Here is a 17,889-nt window from a genome sequence, read left to right on the forward strand (position 1 = left end):
GTGTGTTTAGCTTTCAATAAAATTATATTTTCACAATCTGGTTAGACAACTAAAACTATAATGGAGCCGTTTCTTTTATTGGGCGGATTGGGCGGCGATTTTGCGCAACAATGCGGTTTCGTCCGCCGATAAATTCAGGCACGCGCCCATTTTTCCGGGAATTTCCACCGCTTGGTGCTCCAAGGCCCTGCCACTGTTGGTGAGGCGGATAATGACGCTGCGTTCATCTTCAACGCTGCGTGTGCGTTCAACCAATCCTTTGGCTTGCAGGCGTTTGAGCAGGGGGTGAGCGTGCCGCTGTCTAAGTACAGCTTTTCACCCAGCCCGCCCACGCTTTGTTCGCCGTGTTCCCACAACACCAGCATGACCAGATATTGCGGATAGGTCAAATCCAGCGCTTGCAGAAAAGGCGTATAGCGGCGGGTGATTTCTTTGGATAAGGCATAAAGCGGAAAACACAATTGGTTTGAAAGCTTGAGTTGCTCGTACATGACAGTAATCTAGATTAAATAAAATCAATTCTATCACATTATTATATTGTTCAAAATTTAATTTTCTCAAATTAGCTATAGAAAATCCGATACCTTTGCAAAATTCCTGGATTTGAGTGCAGCTCGAAATTGGAACAGCATAGAAAGTAGACCTATCAATTATATAGTGCAGTATTTCGAGCAGTGCATAATGAAAAAATGTGCCAAAGATAGGGATTTTACAAAGGGCATCAGGCCGTCTGAAACTTTTCAGACGGCCTCATCATTACCAATGCAATACCGCACTCTCTTCAACCGGCACGCGGCCTAAATGCGTTTTGTTCTGTTGCGCGTCCCAATCCGGATGACCGAAAGCGATACCGTGCAGCAGTTTGTAATCACCGGATACGCCTAATTCGCGGCGGATGTCGTCGGCGAACAAACCTAAAAACAGCATCGGAATACCGCCGAAGCCGCGTGCGGTCAGCGACAATAAAAAGGTTTGCGAATACATGCCCATATCGGCGGCAATGTTGACATCGTGATTATCCACGCCGGGCATAAACAAAAACGCCATGTGCGCTGCGCCGTAGCCGGTGATGTTTTGCTCGATGACCGGCCGGCGGCCGGCTTTGTCTTCGCGCGGCACACCGAAGCTGGTGGTGAATACATGCGCGTATTGGTTACGCCAACGCGGTTCATAAATACCGGTGAACTTGCTTTGGTCAAACTCGAAATCCGGACTGAATTTGCCCTCACGGAAACGCTCGCCGATGATTTTGTGCAGGCGCTGCAAGGTTTCGCCCGAAGCGATATGCACCAGCCACGGCTGGGTATTGCAGGCTGACGGCGCATTTTGCGCATCGGTAAGGATTTGTTTGATTTCCGCTTCGGTCATCTCGGCCGGCAAAAATTTACGGATAGACTGGCGGGTTTTAACGGTAGTTTCAAAATCTAACATGGCGTTCTCTTTTCTTTATTGAATCATGCAACGGCACCCAGTTTATTTTGTTGAAAACAAAATAAAAACTCCTTAAAATGGAAACTTGTATTCCATAAACGGAAATTTTATGAACCTCAATGCTTTACGCCTTTTCGTTGCCGTTGTGCAAGAAGGCAGTTTGTCGAAAACCTCGGAAAAACTTGATGTACCGGTTGCCACCATCAGCCGCCAAATCAGCGGGCTGGAAAAATCGCTGAATATCCAATTGTTTGACCGCTTCAAATCAGGTGTCAAGCCGACGATGGCCGGGCAGCGGCTGTATGAGCAGGTGTATGCCGGCATGGATAACCTGGTCAATGCCGGACAGGTATTGTTTGCCGAACAAGGCCGTCTGAAAGGCTTGTTGCGCATTTCCGCCCCACCCGGTTGCACGCCCGTACTGGATTGGATTGCCGAATTTCAAACGCAGTTTCCGCAAGTGCAGATTCATTGCACCATGACCGACCGCGTGCTCGACATGACAGCCGACGGCATTGACGTGGCGTTCCGCATGGGCGGATTGCACGGCGACAATTTCATTGCCAAAAAAGTATTGTCGGTCGGCGCGAAATGGGTAGCACACCCTGATTTATTGGCCAAATCCGGCACACCGCACACCGTGGCCGAATTAGCCGCTTTACCCGTGGCGGGATGGGCACGCAATGGCGGAAACATGCTTAAAGTGATGGTGGGTAAGCAGGCGCATTTTGTGCCCTATGTGTTTGCCTGCAACGAAAGCTCTGCCTTGGAATATATGGCTGTCGCAGGCAAGGCGGTGTGCCAATTGGCGGATTATTCGGCCAATCGGATGATGGCACAACATGGTTTGGTGGAAGTATTGGCCGATGTGGATTTCCCGCGCTACGATGTGTCGATGATTTACGCGGCGCACCGCTATCCTTCCAGCATTGTGCGGGCGTTTGTGGAATTTGTCGGGCAGCAGATTGAGGCCGTCTGAACTTTACATACCAATTTTTTCAGATGCTTTTTCAGACGGCCCGGACGGGCCTATAATATGAAAACAATTTTCCCAACTTCCAAACCCTTAAAGGAATCAATATGTTTGGTATTACTAAAAAACAAGTATTAGACGCTTTTACCTTCCGTTCGGCCTGCCGTTACTACGATCCAGAACGCAAAATCAGCGATGAAGACTTTAATTATCTGTTGGAACTGGCGCGTTTGTCGCCAAGCTCGGTCGGTTCAGAACCGTGGAAATTTCTGGTAATTCAAAACCCTGAATTGCGTGAGAAACTGAAACCGTTCAGCTGGGGCATGGCGCGGCAGCTGGATGCGTGCAGCCATTTGGTGGTGTATCTGGCAAAGAAAAATGCCACTTATGATTCCGGTTTCTTGCGCGCCGGTTTGGAAAAACGCGGGCTGACCGACGAACAAATGGCCAAAAGTGTGGCGATTTATGAAAATTTCCAAAAGCACGACATCGAAATCTACGGAAACGAGCGCGCACTTTTTGACTGGACCGGCAAACAAACCTACATTGCCCTAGCCAATATGATGACCGGTGCCGCTTTAATCGGCATTGACTCTTGTCCGGTAGAAGGTATGGACTACAAGGAATTCAACCGCGTTTTGGTCGAAGAAGGCCTGTTTGATCCCGAAGAATGGGGGGTTTCCGTAGCCTGTACCTTCGGCTACCGCGCCAAAGAAATCACCCACAAATTCCGCCGTCCGCTTGATGAATTGGTGACGTGGGTGAAATAATCCGAATGCTTCTTTTAAGGCCGTCTGCAAACAATAGGTTTCAGACGGCCTTTTGTTTCCTTTTAAGAAAACAATCGTTTCCCATAACCGAATTGTTTTCTTTAAAATAGCCCCTATAATCACTCCATCACTTTAATAAACTAAGGAACATTATGCGTACCATCCGACAAATCTACCAAGCTCCGCCAAAACATTGGGTTGGCGATGGTTTTCACGTTTCTCCGCTGTTTTCCCACATGGATGAAGTGAGCAAACACACCAGTCCGTTTCTGATGCTCGATTACGGCGTCCCCACCGAATTTGCCCCCAATTTCGGCGCACCGCGCGGCGTAGGCAGCCACCCGCATGCCGGTTTTGAAACCGTTACCGTCGCGCTGCAAGGCGAAGTGGCCCACCGCGACAGCTCAGGCGGCGGCGGCATTATCCGCGAAGGCGATGTGCAATGGATGACTGCCGGCCGCGGTATTGTGCATGAAGAATTTCACAGTAAAGAGTTCAGCGAACGTGGCGGCGTATTGGAAGAATTGCAGTTTTGGGTCAATCTGCCGCGCGAATTTAAAGAAGTCGCTCCGGAATACCAAGCCTTGCCTAAAGAAAATATTCCGGTGGTACAACAAGGCGATGCCAAAGTCAATGTGATTGCGGGCGAAGTCAACGGTACCCAAGGCGCGGCACGCACATTCAGCGAAATCAATTTATGGACGGTTGACCTGCCCGCACAAGGCCATGCCGAATTTTACTTGCCCGCCAATCACAACGTGATGCTGGTGAGCCTGCGCGGCAATGTGTCGGTGAATGGACGTATGGTTAAGCCGACCGAACTGGTCACGTTTGAAATCGAAAGCGGTAAAATTGATTTACAGGCGCAAGACGAAGATGTGAAGCTGGCCTTGTTCGGCGGCGTACCGATCGATGAGCCGGTGGTCGGTTATGGTCCGTTTGTGATGAACACGCGCGAAGAAATCTTAGAAAAAATCCGCGCGTTTAAAGCAGGTGAATTCGGCTTGATTGATTAAGCGACAAAGGCCGTCTGAAATATTCAGACGGCCTTACAAATATTATGTTTTACGATAATGCCACACCAAGCCGAAGCCGGCCAACGTTTTCAAAAACAGCCACGTAAAGACCGATGAGAGATTGCTGAACGATTCGGTAAAATCCGTCGGCAGATAGCGGCTCCAGTGCGGGTGTGAATCAATAATGCCAAAACCGATGACCGTTGCCCACATCACCAAAGACGACAGCAACAAAGTCATGCCCAGCACATAATAACGCCGTGCTTTCATCGCCAACACGCCCAAGCCAATCAACGCCAGCGCAGACAAAGCCAAAATACCAAACAACATGCCGCGGATTTCGGCCAAAATATCAAAAAACAGCAACATATCCAAAAGCGTCAATACCCAGCCACCGATGACCAACAAACATACGCCGAAAAAAGTCCGCATTATTTGACTCCGAAGCTTGTTTTATTTTACGCCTGCCGCCATCTTAAATCTCAGTAACATTCTCTTACGGCCGACCTGCTTAAAGATTGAATCTTTCAATTTAACCAATCATGAAATTCTATACCAAACTGCAAGGCAATCCAATCATGACAACTCAATTATTACAAGCATTTTTACACACCCACATCCCCGCTACCGCCGCGCTTCAGATTCAAGTACAAGAAGCCGACCGCGAACATGTTGTCCTTACCATGCCGCATGCTTCCAACCGCAATCACAAAAATACCGCTTTCGGCGGCTCCATCGCGCTAGGCGCAACCACCTGCGGCTGGGCGTTGGTTCACAGTCATCTGCCCGAAGCGGCCGGCAATATCGTGATTCAACAAGGCGAAACCCAATACCTACGCCCTGCCCACGGTGATTTAACCATCCAAACCCGCCCTGTTGCCGTCGAAAGTTGGCAGCAGATGAATGATATGTTTGCCAAACGCGGCAAGGGTAAAATAGTGTTGGAAATTGACGTGTTTTCTGAAGGCGAGCTGGCGGCGGTGTTTGTGGGCAAGTTTATGGCATTGAAAGATTGAAAGGCCTTCGCCTTATTTGAAGACCAGACGAAACATAGTATGGATTAATCTTCACTTTTCAAAAATTTAGGCCGTCTGAAATCATAAAGATTTCAGACGGCCTAAATCATGTTCAATATCACAACGACTTGATTCTACTCCATAAAGTCTTGATTGCGCCGCCATAATAATCGCTTGACGTGCAATATGAAGCTTCAATGGCGCATTGCCCTTCGGTACCGAATTTTTTGCTGCATTGGGTAATCGCTGTTTGATGGATATTTTTAAACAAAGGCGAGCTGATGACCACCACGTTTTCGGTCGTCATGCGATTGTGCGCTCGCGGATAAGCCACAGCCACACAGGTATTTTGCAGCGGCATCACCGATTGGCAGCCGGTGGCCTGATCTTTCTGCACACCGGCCAACGCATCCTGCCCGCGGCAATAAGCGGCCAATTCGTTGCTGGCATCGAGCTGATTGAGATTTTCGCGTGTGGTTTTAATATGCAATACATCGCTGCCGCCGCTCGGATTTTGCCAAAAGGCCAAATAGCCGTAGGTATCGGCGGCGCTTGCAGTGGCGGCCAAACCGCTGAGTATCAATGCTGAGAGAATTTTCTTCATGGTGATTGTCGATGATTTTCAAATTCAGATTTAATTATAAAACAAATGCCAGCTTGGAAGTGATTATGGGATCAGATCATGTATTTTCAAACCATTTTTATTTATTCTAACTTGAATTTATGCAGCATTTCAGCCCAATGTCCTTTCTTAGCGTGAGCCGCCGAAGATTCAATACACGGTTTTCAACCCTGCATTCGCCTGCGCCGCCGTATTTCAGACGGCACTCTGGCAAAGCCTGCACCAGCGCCTTGCTAAACGCCGAATTGTGGATAAGTGCCACATTTTCATGTTTCGAGTTTCAACAAGCCTTGCACACGGCCATAACGCAATATAACCCATAAGTACCCGTGGCATAAACCAACAGCGTCAGGAAAAGGCAAACAAGCAAATCAGGATTTTCATATTGATAAATCAACAAAATTTGCTTACAGTTTAATTATATGACGAAAGGCCGTCTGAAACCGATTATCCCTGTTTCAGACGGCCTGAGTGCTACCCAACCACGATCAGCAATCTTTTTTAGACAGTCTCTTGCGCTTTTTCCTAACAGTGCTTTTTTTAAACTTAAGCACCACTTCGCCTTTCTCGCGGCTCCAGTCGATTTTGACGTAGCCGCCATCGGCCAGCTTGCCGAATAGCAGTTCATCGGCCAGGGCTTTGCGGATTTTGTCCTGAATCAGGCGGTGCATTGGGCGCGCGCCCATTTGCGGGTCAAACCCTTTTTCGGCCAAGTATTGACGCAATGCCGGTGTGAATTCCGCTTCGACTTTTTTATCAAGCAGCTGATGCTCCAATTGCAGCATGAATTTGTCCACCACTTTGATAATAATCGGCTCGGACAACGGCGCAAACGGGATAATCGCATCCAAACGGTTGCGGAATTCAGGCGTAAACACTTTGTTGATGGCCTGCATTTCGTCACCGCGCTCGCGCTTGCCGGTAAAGCCGAAAGTCGGCCGGCTCAGGCTTTCGGCACCGGCATTGGTGGTCATAATCAGAATGACGTTGCGGAAATCGGCACTTTTGCCGTTGTTGTCGGTTAAGCGACCGGCATCCATCACTTGCAGCAACACGTTGAAAATATCAGGATGCGCTTTTTCGATTTCGTCCAACAACAACACGCAATGCGGCTGTTTGTTCACCACCTCTGTCAGCAAACCGCCTTGATCGAAACCGACATAGCCCGGTGGCGCACCGATTAAGCGTGATACGGCATGGCGCTCCATGTATTCCGACATATCAAAGCGTTGCAGCGGCACACCCAGTGAGAATGCCAATTGGCGGGCGACTTCGGTTTTACCCACGCCGGTCGGCCCTGAAAACAGGAAGCTGCCGATCGGTTTATCGGGCAAGCCCAAACCGGAGCGCGACATTTTCACGGCAGCAACCAAAGCTTCAATGGCATCGTCTTGGCCATAAACCATATTTTTCAAATCACGCGCCAAGAATTGCAGCACTTGCTTGTCGTCGTGCGACACGGTTTTTTCCGGAATGCGGGCAACTTTGGCAATCACCGATTCGATTTGCGCCTTGCCGATCACTTTTTTCTGCTTGGATTTGGGCTGAACGCGTTGAGCCGCACCGGCTTCGTCCATTACATCAATGGCTTTGTCGGGCAAGAAACGTTCAGTAATATAGCGTGCGGAAAGCTCGGCTGCGGCTTCCAATGCGCCTTGGGTGTAGCGCACTTGATGGAAGCTTTCAAACATCGGTTTCAAGCCGCGCAGGATTTGCACGGTTTCGTCCACAGTCGGTTCGACAATGTCGATTTTTTGGAAACGGCGGCTCAAGGCATGGTCTTTGTCAAAAATGGTGCGGTATTCATCGTAAGTGGTCGCGCCGATGCAGCGCAATAAACCTTTGGCCAATGCAGGTTTGAGCAGGTTGGATGCGTCCATCGTGCCACCGCTGGTGCTGCCCGCGCCAATGATGGTGTGGATTTCATCGATAAACAAAATGGCGTGTCCGACTTTTTCCAATTGCTTCAACACGGCTTTTACCCGCGCTTCAAAGTCGCCGCGGTATTTGGTACCTGCCAACAATGCGCCCATATCCAGCGAATACACCACGGCATTTTGCAGTGTTTCCGGCACGCCACCATTGACAATCTGATGCGCCAACCCTTCTGCCAGCGCAGTTTTACCCACTCCAGCCTCGCCCACCAGCAAAGGATTATTTTTGCGGCGGCGGCACAAAATCTGCACCAAACGCTCCATTTCGTGTTTGCGGCCGATAAGCGGATCGATGCGGCCTGCGTTGACTTCGTCATTTAAATTGACGCAGTATTTGGCCAACGGATTACCTTTTTCTTCTCCCTGTCCGCCTGCTTCGGCATCTTGGCCGCCTGAAGATTCCTGCGCAGCGGCATTCAAACCGCCATGCGCAATGCTGCGCAAGATTTCAAAGCGGGTGACGGATTGCAGCTTCAGGAAATACACGGCATGGCTGTCGCTCTCGCTCATAAGCGCCACCAGCAAATCCAGCGGCGAGACTTCGCTTTTGCCTGCCGACTGGGTATGCACCATGGCGCGTTGAATCACGCGTTGAAAGCCTAATGTCGGCTGCGTTTCAGTATTGTCCAACAAATGCTCAGGAATCTGCGGCGTGTTTTCAGTCACGCTGTCGGTAAGCTGGTCGGATAATAATTTCAAATCGACACCACATTCGGTAAGCGTGTTTCTGACGGCTTCGTTTTCATCAATCAACACCAGCAACAAATGCTCTAAGCTGATGAATTCATAGCGTTCACCGCGTGCTTCGGTATAAAGTACTTGTAAAATACGTTCTAATTCTGGTGACAGCATGGATTAAATCTCCTCAACGATACATTGCAGCGGATGGCCTTCTGCCTTAGCCCGCTGCATGACTTGCTGCTGTTTGGTTTGGGCAATGTCGCGTGTGTACGTGCCACACAAGCCCTTGCCCTCATGATGAACCAGCAGCATCACCGCGACGGCTTGTTCTTCGCCCAGCATGAAAATTTCTGTTAACACCGCCACCACAAAATCCATGGTCGTGTAATCATCATTTAACAGGAAAACGCCGTAACGTTTCGGCGGCAGGGTTTGGCGGTCACTTATCAATGTTTCCGATTCGTAGTGGCTGCGGCTATTGCTCATATATATATGGCTCCAAAACCGTTTTTAAACTGGGCTTAGCACAACATCACGACACATGCGTAAATATATGCTTAACCAATAAAAAACGGAGCGTTTCTGTTGTATTTTGTACTATTTTAATAAATTTTTTACTTTTTCCCAAACATTACTTGACTACACACATTAACGAATGTAAAAAGGCAGTTAAGCAGAGTCGGCACTCGAAGAAGCATAATTGTTTTTAGGGAGAAACTTGAAACTTTTAGGTTTAACGTATTGCCTTATTTGCTGTTTTTGTTAAATTTTTTAAGTATAGGAAGTTCTCAATGGCAACCGGTATCGTAAAATGGTTCAACGACGCTAAAGGTTTTGGTTTCATCACTCCGGATGAAGGCGGAGAAGATTTGTTCGCTCACTTCTCTGCGATCAATATGGACGGTTTCAAAACCCTGAAAGAAGGCCAACGCGTGTCTTTCGAAGTAACCACCGGCCCTAAAGGCAAACAAGCCGCTAACATTCAAGCTGCTTAATGAGTGCGCGGCCTAAGCCGTAATGTGATGGCGGGATCTCCCGCCATTTTTTATTGTGGGTACGACATGGGCAATTATCAACGTGCATTAAATCAACTCGATGAGTTAATTACATATTTTGCAATCAAAGTAACATTTTCTGCACTGCCGCCGAAGCAGAAGCCCGCCTTTTAATAATCAAACTGGCCGATTTAAAAATCGACTTAACCCCTATCACGGCAAAGACATCGCCGATATCAACCTTTTTACCAACGCCATATCCTATTATGAAACATTCTATTCCTGCCGGTATTTACCGCCACTACAAAGGCAATCTTTACGAAGTGTCCGGCCTTGCCCGCCATAGCGAAACCGAAGAAGAATTGGTCGTTTACCGCGCTTTATACGGAGAATTCGGTTTGTGGGTACGGCCTGCCGCCATGTTCGCCGAAACCGTTGGATTCAACGGCGAAACAGTAGCGCGCTTTGCCTTAGTGAAAGCGTTTTAAACATCATCTGCTTTCAGACGGCCTCAAAGCCTTTGGCCTGTTATTTCCCTTTTTCAGACGGCCTGATAAAATAGGCCGTCTGAAAACCTATCAAGAATCAGCATTATGAGTATTGCCAATAATAAAAAAGCCTTTCACGATTACTTTATCGAAGACCAAATTGAAGCCGGTTTGGTGCTGGAAGGATGGGAAGTGAAAGCCATCCGTGCCGGTCGTGTGCAGCTTAAAGAAAGTTATATCTACTGGAAAAAAGATGCGTTTTATCTGGTCGGCTGCCATGTAACCGCCCTGCCGACTGCCTCTACCCACGTCAAACCCGATCCGGTTCGCCCGCGTAAATTACTGCTCAATCAAGCCGAGATTAACAAGCTCATCGGTAAAACCGAACGCGCGGGTTACACCATTGTGCCGCTTAATCTGCATTACAACCGCGGCCGCATCAAAATGGAAATCGGCTTGGCCAAAGGTAAAAAACAACACGACAAACGCCAAAGCTTGAAAGAAGCCGATTGGAAACGTGAGAAACAGCGTTTGATGAAAATTACCCGCTAATTTATCGACCATGCTTTTCAGACGGCCTGAGACCTTTAGACATAATCCTAGGCCGTCTGAAATATTTTCAGCGGCTGACGTTTTACACATTCCGTCTCAATCCTTTCTTAAAAATACGCAAGATTGCACGTTATCCGCTTTTCAAGATGCGCTTCTGCCACAATAATAATGCCGTCTGAAAACCCATTATCCTGCAAAGGAAAACACCATGCGACAAGCCTCACTTGCCCTGCCTTTGTTTTTAATCCTGTTTGGCGCGGTCTGGTTTTTAAAAACCACCGGCATCCTGCCCGCCACCGCCACTTTGATTGCCATCGGCCTGTGCGTTGCCGGATTGGCCGTCATGATTATGGACGGCATCAACAAGCAATCGATTATTTCCGGCCCGATTTTAATGTATATCGGTGCGGCCATTTATTTGCGCACTGAATACTGGTTTGCCTATTCGCCACTAATTGCCTTAGGCATGATGGTATTGGGCTGCCTGTTGTTGCTCTCGCGCAGCAGCATGATTCCCTATAAAATGCCCAAGCATCCTGACCGCTTGTCCCAATAAACCGAAAGGCCGAGAATTCTCGGTCTTTTTTCTTTTAATCATTTAATCATTCAATTATTGTAGATAAATGATTACCCTGCACCACCGCCGGCCCATCTGCCGTATGGCTGAAACCGACTATCAATCGTCGCCGCCCAGTGATTGTGTACGAACCCGAATACCACAGCAGCGATTTCTTCGGCTCGGAAGTGGTGTAGGATTTAAACGAATCAAACAACGCACCGACATCATCTTGGCCAACCGCCTGCATGAAAACCTGGAAAACGTCGCCGATAAAGTGTACACACGCGATTCGAAAGGCAGCGATTTATAAAACAATCATTTGAATCCAAAATATTTTCAGACGGCCTGTTTTATCTAAGCCAAGGCCGTCTGAAAAGTTTTCAAACCGTATAGCAACTCATTTATTCACCATCGGTTTGCTTATGCAAAAGCCGTCTGAAACTGGTACAATATCGCCATTTTTCAGACGGCCTTTTTATTGCGCTGCCTCCTCTTTTCATTCCACAAAGCCCAACATCATGACCCAAGACAAAATCCTGATTCTCGACTTCGGTTCGCAAGTTACCCAGCTTATCGCCCGCCGCGTGCGCGAAGCCCATGTTTACTGCGAGCTGCATTCGTTCGACATGCCATTGGAATACATCAAAGCCTTTAATCCGAAAGGCATTATTCTTTCAGGCGGCCCTAATTCCGTTTATGAATCCGACTACCAAGCCGACACCGGCCTGTTTGATTTAGGCGTGCCGGTATTGGGTATTTGCTACGGCATGCAGTTTATGGCGCACCACTTGGGCGGCGAAGTGTCACCGGGCAACCAACGCGAATTCGGTTACGCGCAAGTGAAAACCATCGACAGCGAGCTGACCCGCGATATTTTTGACGGCCAGCCGAACACGCTCGACGTGTGGATGAGCCACGGCGACAAAGTATCCAAATTACCGCAAGGTTTTGCCGTCATCGGCGACACCCCGTCTTGCCCGATTGCCATGATGGAAAACGCGGAAAAACAATTCTACGGCATTCAGTTCCACCCGGAAGTTACCCACACCAAGCAAGGCCGTGCGCTGATTAACCGATTCGTGCTCGATATCTGCGGCGCGAAACCAAGCTGGACCATGCCTAACTACATCGAAGAAGCCGTGGCCAAAATCCGCGGGCAAGTCGGCAGCGACGAAGTAATTTTGGGTTTGTCAGGCGGTGTCGATTCATCAGTGGCCGCCGCGCTGATTCACCGCGCCATCGGCGACCAGCTTACCTGTGTATTCGTCGATCACGGCCTGCTGCGGCTGAACGAAGGCAAAAATGTGATGGATATGTTCGCCCGCAACTTAGGTGTGCGCGTGATTCACGTTGATGCCGAAGACCAATTCATGGCCAAACTCGCCGGTGAAACCGACCCTGAAAAAAAACGCAAAATCATCGGTGGCGAATTCATTGAAGTATTTGATGCCGAAGAGAAAAAACTCACCAATGCCAAATGGCTGGCACAAGGCACCATTTACCCTGACGTGATTGAAAGCGCCGGCGCGAAAACCAAAAAAGCCCACGCCATCAAATCGCATCACAATGTCGGCGGTCTGCCGGAAAACATGAAGCTCAAACTGCTGGAGCCATTGCGCGATTTGTTTAAAGACGAAGTGCGCGAACTGGGCGTAGCGCTCGGCCTGCCGCGCGAAATGGTGTATCGTCATCCGTTCCCGGGCCCGGGTTTGGGCGTGCGTATTTTAGGTGAAGTGAAAAAAGAATACGCCGACTTGCTGCGCCAAGCCGACGACATCTTCATCCAAGAATTGCGCAACACCACTGATGAAAACGGTACATCTTGGTACGACCTCACCAGTCAAGCCTTCGCTGTGTTCCTACCGGTGAAATCCGTGGGCGTAATGGGCGACGGCCGTACCTACGATTATGTGGTGGCCTTACGCGCCGTGGTCACCAGCGACTTCATGACCGCACATTGGGCAGAGCTGCCATACTCACTGCTCGGCCGCGTATCCAACCGCATCATTAACGAAGTCAAAGGTATCAACCGCGTGGTGTACGATGTGAGCGGCAAACCGCCTGCCACAATCGAGTGGGAATAAGCATTTGATTTTTAATTAATAAAATAATGAAAAGGCCGTCTGAGACGTAGAAAATCCTAGCGTTGTTTACACTTTTGCTTTTTTTGCTTGAAGACACATTTTGGGTTTTTTGCGAGTTGTCAAGAATACCGAAAGGCACGGCAACGCCGCATGGTTCTTAATGATACTCAACAATCCTAAAACAATCATTCGGGCAAAAAAATAAAAGCTGTTTTGCATAGAAAGTGTAAACAACCCGACAATTTCCGACGGAAAGCTCTGTTCCTCCCTCACACAACGGGTATGATGTGTTAATGCTATAATTCGCCAATATTTTTTAAAGTAAATACCATGGAACCCACAAATGAACCCATGCGCCTGTCGAAACGCATGGCGCAACTCGGTCTCTGTTCCCGCCGCGAAGCCGACAGCTATATCGAACAAGGCTGGGTCAAAGTCAATGGACAAACCGCCGTACTCGGCCAAAAAGTGACCGAAAACGACCGCATTGATTTAAACAAACAGGCGCATGAGCAGCAGGCCAACCGTGTGACGATTTTGCTGAATAAGCCGGTGGGTTATGTCAGTGCGCAAGCGGAAAAAGGCTATAAAGCGGCGGCTGAATTGATTACCGCCGAAAACCAATGGGAAGGCGACGACAGCCGCATCACGTTTAGCGAAAAACACAAATTCGGCCTCGCTCCCGCCGGACGTTTGGACATTGATTCGGTAGGTTTGCTGGTGTTGACCCAGGATGGCCGCATTGCCAAGCAGTTAATCGGCGAAAGCAGCAACAGCGAAAAAGAATATTTGGTACGCGTGCGCGGCAAATTAGATGACAAAGGCTTGGCATTACTCAACCACGGTTTGAGCTTGGACGGTGAGAAACTGCGCCCGGCCAAAGTCGAATGGCAAAACGAAGACCAACTGCGCTTTATTTTAAAACAAGGCAAGAAACGCCAAATCCGCCGCATGTGCGAGCTGGTAGGTCTGCGCGTGGTCGGCTTGAAACGCATCCGCATGGGCAAAGTGAAACTGGGCAAACTGCCGCCGAGCAAATGGCGCTATTTGAAAGCGAATGAATCGTTTTGATTCAATAGCATTGATGAGGCCGTCTGAAATATTTCAGACGGCCTGATTCTATTCACTCCGCAGCAAAAAAGCCGTCTGAAAACGATTCAGACGGCTTTTAATCTTTATGAACGAGTCAGATTAATGCTCGTGACCGCAAGCGCATTTCATGTCAATTACCATACGGCCGGTAATTTTGCCTTCACGCATTTCTTGGAAAATTGCAGGTGCTTCGTCCAAATTACGCAATTGCACTTTCGGCACCACCAAACCTTCAGCACCGAATTGGAACGCTTCGGCCAAGTCTTGGCGTGTCCCTACCAAAGAACCGACCACTTCGATACCGTCTAATACCAAGCGCGGAATCGATAAGTCCATAGACTCAGGCGGCAAGCCGATTGCAACCACGCGGCCACCGGCACGCACGGCATCGACGGCCGAATTAAACGCAGCAGCAGATACGGCAGTCACAATCGCCGCATGGGCACCACCGACTTTTTCTTGAATCACTTTAGCTGCGTCTTCTTTTTGCGGATTAATCACCAAATCAGCGCCACTTTCTTTGGCAAATTCCAGTTTGTCGTCATTGATATCGATGGCAATCACATGCGCGCCAAACACTTTTTTCGCGTATTGCACACCCAAGTTACCCAAGCCGCCGGCACCATACACAGCAATCCACTGCCCTGGACGCACATTCGATACTTTCACGCCTTTGTAAGTAGTGACACCGGCGCAAGTAATCGAACTGGCTTGAGCAGGATCCAGACCATCCGGCACTTTTACCGCATAATCGGCCGTCACGATACAGTGTGTTGCCATGCCGCCATCCGCAGTATAACCGGCATTCAATACAGTACGGCACAAAGTTTCACGGCCGGTATTACAATATTCACAAGAACCACAGCTTTCAAACAGCCACGCGATACTCACACGGTCGCCGACTTTCAAGCTTTTTACGTCATCAGCTACTTTGCTGACTTTACCGATGCCTTCGTGACCCAAAACACGACCCGGTTTTTCGCCGTAATCGCCGGCAGCAACGTGCAAGTCAGTATGACACACGCCGCAATATTCAACTTCTACCAAAGCTTCGCCCGCTTCCAATTCGCGGATGTCGCGCTCTACAACTTCTACATCACCTTCAACAGCTTGATTCACTACCACTGCACGCATTTTCATGGTAACACTCCTTGTTTGGCTTAACTGATAGAATGGTATTTCATTGCAATAACGGGATGCACGCATTCAATCACACATGAACAAACCATACACATGATGATTTCGCTCGTTACATCACGATTTAAGTATGTACTTCAAAATTAGTTCCGTCAATCTGCATCGTATTGAATTTATTAAAATTTGTTATAATATAACATACTTACTGATGCATTTTCCAATCGAACAAGCAACTGATTATATTTATTATATTTAAATAAAATAAAATTTATTTTTTCATACGGCCTCAACCCCTGACCAATTGATTTTATTGAATGAATTAATTTTCTTCCGCATTCTTTCGCTTTGTTAATTCATATTTCTTTGCATTTTTAACGCTTGAACTCAATAGCAAAAAATACTATGCTAGCCCTTAAGCGTTTCGCTTACAGTCAACTACAACTGCTAAAAAATACAGGAGGCAGCATCATGGCAAAAGATTTAAACGTTTTTGACAAAGAATACGGCTTATTAATCAACGGCGAATGGACCAAGGGCAGCGAAGGTAAATTATTGACTTCCACTAACCCGGCCAATGGCGAAGAATTGGCTAAATTCGTTGATGCCAGCGATGCTGACGTAGATGCCGCCGTTGCCGCCGCCCAAGAAGCATTCAAAACCTGGAAAAAAACCACCGTTACCGAACGCGCCGCAATCTTGAACAAAATCGCCGACATCATTGATGAAAACGCCGAATTGTTCGCCCTGCAAGAAACCCTCGATAACGGCAAACCAATCCGCGAGACCCGCGCTGCCGACATTCCGTTGGCTTCCGACCATTTCCGCTACTTTGCCGGTGTGATTCGCGGCGAAGAAGGCACGGCCACCCAATTGGACGAAGAAGATTTGTCGCTGATTTTGCGTGAACCAATCGGTGTAGTCGGCCAAATTATTCCGTGGAACTTCCCATTCTTGATGGCTGCTTGGAAAATCGCCCCTGCTTTGGCAGCCGGTTGTACCATCGTATTGCATCCTTCTTCCAGCACTTCGCTGAGCCTGCTGTCTTTCGCACAAAAAGTGAACGATGTGTTGCCGAAAGGCGTGTTCAACGTCATCACCGGTAAAGGTTCGAAATCCGGCGAATACATGCTGCATCACAAAGGCTTCAACAAGCTGGCGTTTACCGGCTCGACCGAAGTCGGTCGCCGCATCGGTATCGCTGCCGCAGAAATGTTGATTCCGGCCACTTTGGAATTAGGCGGCAAATCAGCCAATATTTTCTTCGACGACATGCCGTTTGACAAAGCACTCGAAGGCGCCCAAAAAGGTATTTTATTCAACCAAGGCCAAGTGTGCTGCGCCGGTTCGCGTATTTTTGTACAAGAAGGCATTTACGATAAATTCGTTGAAGCTTTGGCGGAAGAGTTCAAAAAAGTAAAAGTCGGCCTGCCTTGGGAAGACGACACCCAAATGGGCGCTCAAGTCAATGCCGGTCAATTGGAAACCATTTTGAAATATGTGAAAATCGGTGAGCAAGAAGGCTGCCGCATCATTACCGGCGGTAAAAAAGCCGAAGGCGAATTGGCCGACGGCGCATTCTTGGAGCCGACTTTAATCGAAGCCAAAAACAACGATGCACGCGTGGCACAAGAAGAAATCTTCGGCCCTGTGGCGACTGTCATCAAGTTTAAAACCGAAGAAGAAGTCATCAAAATGGCCAATGATTCAGAATACGGCTTGGGCGGCGGCGTATGGAGTAAAGACATCAACCGCTGCTTGCGCATATCCCGCGCCTTGGAAACCGGCCGTGTTTGGGTAAACTGCTACAACCGCCTACCGGCACACGCCCCGTTTGGCGGCTATAAATCTTCCGGCATCGGTCGCGAAACCCACAAAATGATGTTGGCTGCTTACACACAAGTGAAAAACATTTACATTTCTACCCGAGAAGAGCGCGAAGGCATGTATTGATTTTTCATGATTGATTGAATCAGGCCGTCTGAACCGATATTTTTCAGACGGCCTTTATCGTTTCTTTCTTCAATAAAATCAATGATAAGCCGCTGTTTCTATCTGAGCGGAACAGCGGTTTTTTGATTTCTTAGAGAATGCTTTTACTGGTTAACGGAAAAAATCACCCATGCCGGCCGGCAGCCCTTGGGTAAACGCGCCCATGGTTTTGTTACTGGTTTCTTCGGCTTTGGCAGAAGCGTCATTTACCGCAGCCAAAATCAAATCTTCCAGCATTTCTTTGTCATCAGCCGCTTCTTTAATCAAATCTTCGCTGATGTCGAGTTTTCGTACCACATGCGCACAAGTCATGGTGACTTTAACCAAGCCGTTGCCCGCTTCGCCGCTCACTTCGGTTTCAGCCAATTTGGCTTGGGCTTTTTTCATGTTTTCCTGCATTTGTTGGGCTTGCTTCATCAGCCCGCCTAATCCGGCTTTTCCGAACATTGTATGCTCCTAATTTGCGTGTATGAGAAAATTATTCAGGACGAATCCTATCAGGTTTTGCCCCTGCTTGCACGGGCTAATCGATGAAAAATGATTTAAGGCC

The 17,889-nt window shown here is 48.4% G+C and carries 20 protein-coding genes and 1 pseudogene; 11 read left to right on the forward strand and 10 right to left on the reverse strand.

Annotation, left to right across the window (positions count from 1 at the left end; translation table 11 throughout):
- Positions 1–75 precede the first annotated feature (75 nt).
- The 3 genes and pseudogenes from CGZ65_RS15160 to CGZ65_RS08110 all read right to left on the reverse strand — a co-directional run bounded on the left by CGZ65_RS15160 (position 76) and on the right by CGZ65_RS08110 (position 1,431).
- The gene (locus CGZ65_RS15160; RefSeq protein ID WP_415906949.1) at positions 76–255 is read right to left on the reverse strand and encodes a hypothetical protein; all 180 of its coding nucleotides are present in this window, start codon (positions 253–255) and stop codon (positions 76–78) included.
- A gap of 74 nt (positions 256–329) precedes the next feature.
- Positions 330–491, reverse strand: a pseudogene (locus tag CGZ65_RS15165) (MarR family winged helix-turn-helix transcriptional regulator); the annotation flags it as partial.
- 265 nt (positions 492–756) lie between these two features.
- On the reverse strand, positions 757–1,431 hold the full coding sequence (locus tag CGZ65_RS08110; RefSeq protein WP_096295483.1) for a nitroreductase: 675 nt from the start codon (positions 1,429–1,431) through the stop codon (positions 757–759).
- A 109-nt stretch (positions 1,432–1,540) separates the two neighbouring features.
- On the opposite strand from CGZ65_RS08110, the gene CGZ65_RS08115 reads away from it, so the two are divergent.
- The 3 genes from CGZ65_RS08115 (at position 1,541) to CGZ65_RS08125 (ending at position 4,190) form a co-directional block, all read left to right on the forward strand.
- A complete protein-coding gene (locus tag CGZ65_RS08115) occupies positions 1,541–2,410 on the forward strand; it encodes a LysR family transcriptional regulator (RefSeq protein ID WP_096295484.1) in 870 nt (289 codons plus the stop codon).
- Positions 2,411–2,511: 101 nt separating this feature from the next.
- Positions 2,512–3,174 (forward strand): NAD(P)H-dependent oxidoreductase, encoded by a 663-nt coding sequence (locus tag CGZ65_RS08120; RefSeq protein WP_096295485.1) that lies wholly within the window; start codon positions 2,512–2,514, stop codon positions 3,172–3,174.
- 152 nt (positions 3,175–3,326) lie between these two features.
- Positions 3,327–4,190 carry a pirin family protein gene (locus CGZ65_RS08125; protein ID WP_096295486.1) on the forward strand — a complete coding sequence of 288 codons (864 nt, stop codon included), beginning with the start codon at positions 3,327–3,329 and terminating at the stop codon, positions 4,188–4,190.
- Between the two features lie 42 nt (positions 4,191–4,232).
- Here CGZ65_RS08125 and CGZ65_RS08130 read toward each other — a convergent pair whose 3' ends face one another.
- The gene (locus tag CGZ65_RS08130; protein WP_096295487.1) at positions 4,233–4,622 is read right to left on the reverse strand and encodes a hypothetical protein; all 390 of its coding nucleotides are present in this window, start codon (positions 4,620–4,622) and stop codon (positions 4,233–4,235) included.
- Between the two features lie 146 nt (positions 4,623–4,768).
- Here CGZ65_RS08130 and CGZ65_RS08135 point away from each other — a divergent pair, with 146 nt between their 5' ends.
- Entirely contained in the window at positions 4,769–5,206 is a 438-nt protein-coding gene (locus CGZ65_RS08135; RefSeq protein ID WP_096296143.1) for a YiiD C-terminal domain-containing protein, read from the forward strand.
- 118 nt (positions 5,207–5,324) lie between these two features.
- On the opposite strand, the gene CGZ65_RS08140 is transcribed toward CGZ65_RS08135, so the two are convergent.
- The 3 genes from CGZ65_RS08140 to clpS form a co-directional block, all read right to left on the reverse strand.
- Positions 5,325–5,810 carry a DUF4189 domain-containing protein gene (locus CGZ65_RS08140; protein ID WP_096295488.1) on the reverse strand — a complete coding sequence of 162 codons (486 nt, stop codon included), beginning with the start codon at positions 5,808–5,810 and terminating at the stop codon, positions 5,325–5,327.
- A gap of 506 nt (positions 5,811–6,316) precedes the next feature.
- On the reverse strand, positions 6,317–8,614 hold the full coding sequence (clpA, locus tag CGZ65_RS08145; protein ID WP_096295489.1) for an ATP-dependent Clp protease ATP-binding subunit ClpA: 2,298 nt from the start codon (positions 8,612–8,614) through the stop codon (positions 6,317–6,319).
- Positions 8,615–8,617: 3 nt separating this feature from the next.
- A complete protein-coding gene (gene clpS, locus CGZ65_RS08150) occupies positions 8,618–8,929 on the reverse strand; it encodes an ATP-dependent Clp protease adapter ClpS (protein ID WP_096295490.1) in 312 nt (103 codons plus the stop codon).
- 305 nt (positions 8,930–9,234) lie between these two features.
- Between clpS and CGZ65_RS08155 the strand changes: the two genes are divergently transcribed.
- From CGZ65_RS08155 to CGZ65_RS08170, 4 genes are all read left to right on the forward strand, one after another.
- Complete coding sequence (locus CGZ65_RS08155; RefSeq protein ID WP_016687461.1) at positions 9,235–9,438, forward strand: cold-shock protein; 204 nt, start codon at positions 9,235–9,237, stop codon at positions 9,436–9,438.
- Between the two features lie 266 nt (positions 9,439–9,704).
- Positions 9,705–9,926 carry a DUF1653 domain-containing protein gene (locus CGZ65_RS08160; RefSeq protein ID WP_096295491.1) on the forward strand — a complete coding sequence of 74 codons (222 nt, stop codon included), beginning with the start codon at positions 9,705–9,707 and terminating at the stop codon, positions 9,924–9,926.
- Between the two features lie 105 nt (positions 9,927–10,031).
- Positions 10,032–10,478, forward strand: coding sequence for an SsrA-binding protein SmpB (smpB, locus tag CGZ65_RS08165; RefSeq protein WP_096295492.1), 447 nt, complete (start codon positions 10,032–10,034; stop codon positions 10,476–10,478).
- Positions 10,479–10,686: 208 nt separating this feature from the next.
- The gene (locus CGZ65_RS08170) at positions 10,687–11,034 is read left to right on the forward strand and encodes a LiaF transmembrane domain-containing protein (RefSeq protein ID WP_096295493.1); all 348 of its coding nucleotides are present in this window, start codon (positions 10,687–10,689) and stop codon (positions 11,032–11,034) included.
- Between the two features lie 46 nt (positions 11,035–11,080).
- Here the strand turns inward: CGZ65_RS08170 and CGZ65_RS12885 are convergent, their stop codons facing one another.
- Positions 11,081–11,284 (reverse strand): hypothetical protein, encoded by a 204-nt coding sequence (locus CGZ65_RS12885; RefSeq protein ID WP_157742753.1) that lies wholly within the window; start codon positions 11,282–11,284, stop codon positions 11,081–11,083.
- Positions 11,285–11,555: 271 nt separating this feature from the next.
- On the opposite strand from CGZ65_RS12885, the gene guaA reads away from it, so the two are divergent.
- Positions 11,556–13,121: a glutamine-hydrolyzing GMP synthase gene (gene guaA / locus CGZ65_RS08180; RefSeq protein WP_096295494.1), complete on the forward strand. Its 1,566-nt coding sequence runs from the start codon at positions 11,556–11,558 to the stop codon at positions 13,119–13,121.
- Positions 13,122–13,451: 330 nt separating this feature from the next.
- A complete protein-coding gene (locus tag CGZ65_RS08185) occupies positions 13,452–14,192 on the forward strand; it encodes a pseudouridine synthase (protein WP_096295495.1) in 741 nt (246 codons plus the stop codon).
- 120 nt (positions 14,193–14,312) lie between these two features.
- On the opposite strand, the gene adhP is transcribed toward CGZ65_RS08185, so the two are convergent.
- On the reverse strand, positions 14,313–15,353 hold the full coding sequence (gene adhP, locus CGZ65_RS08190) for an alcohol dehydrogenase AdhP (protein ID WP_198345261.1): 1,041 nt from the start codon (positions 15,351–15,353) through the stop codon (positions 14,313–14,315).
- Between the two features lie 465 nt (positions 15,354–15,818).
- Here adhP and CGZ65_RS08195 point away from each other — a divergent pair, with 465 nt between their 5' ends.
- Complete coding sequence (locus CGZ65_RS08195) at positions 15,819–17,300, forward strand: aldehyde dehydrogenase family protein (protein WP_096295496.1); 1,482 nt, start codon at positions 15,819–15,821, stop codon at positions 17,298–17,300.
- Between the two features lie 150 nt (positions 17,301–17,450).
- Here CGZ65_RS08195 and CGZ65_RS08200 read toward each other — a convergent pair whose 3' ends face one another.
- Complete coding sequence (locus tag CGZ65_RS08200; RefSeq protein ID WP_095502622.1) at positions 17,451–17,786, reverse strand: YbaB/EbfC family nucleoid-associated protein; 336 nt, start codon at positions 17,784–17,786, stop codon at positions 17,451–17,453.
- Between the last annotated feature and the right edge of the window lie 103 nt (positions 17,787–17,889).

It is taken from the genome of Neisseria weixii (genome assembly GCF_002327085.1).
GTDB classification, from domain to species: domain Bacteria; phylum Pseudomonadota; class Gammaproteobacteria; order Burkholderiales; family Neisseriaceae; genus Neisseria; species Neisseria weixii.